The sequence below is a fragment of the Thiolapillus sp. genome (assembly GCF_048562965.1).
GTDB lineage: Bacteria > Pseudomonadota > Gammaproteobacteria > Chromatiales > Chromatiaceae > Thiolapillus > Thiolapillus brandeum_A.
In genome coordinates, this window is sequence record NZ_JBHNMF010001576.1 from 1 (window position 1) to 551 (window position 551).

Annotated in this window: 1 protein-coding gene; it reads left to right on the forward strand. The window is 49.9% G+C overall.

All coding sequences use genetic code 11. The annotated features are described in order from the left end of the window. Nucleotides 1–551, forward strand: a 551-nt coding sequence (locus ACOCD2_RS25590; protein WP_293675647.1) for a DDE-type integrase/transposase/recombinase, incomplete at both ends; no start/stop codon positions are given.

Sequence of the window (551 nt, forward strand, 5' to 3'; positions counted from 1 at the left end):
ACCTCAACGCGCTGTTACGCGCAGAAAATGAAGAAGAAGCACAACCTGCCAAGCGCAAAACCTTCAAGGACTATGCGCCTGGCTTTGTGCATGTGGACGTGAAGTATCTGCCGCAAATGGCGGATGAATCCAGGCGGACGTATTTATTTGTCGCCATTGACCGTGCGACACGCTGGGTCTATCTGGAGATTTTGCCAGATAAAAGTGCTCGTAGCGCCAAAGGATTTCTGAAGCAGCTCATCAAGAAGGCGCCTTTTATCATCACCAGGGTGCTGACGGATAATGGTAAAGAGTTTACGGATCGCTTTATCGCCAACGGAGAACGCAAACCCACCGGCCAGCATCCTTTTGATCAAGTATGTCAGGCAGAAGGCATTGAGCACCGTCTGATCAAGCCCAAACACCCGCAAACCAATGGCATGGTTGAGCGTTTCAATGGCCGGATTAGCGAGATTCTCGCTACCACGCATTTTGATGCGTCCAGGGATTTACAGGAGACGCTGTACCAGTATCAGAAAATCTACAACTACCATGTCCCGCAGAAAAACATC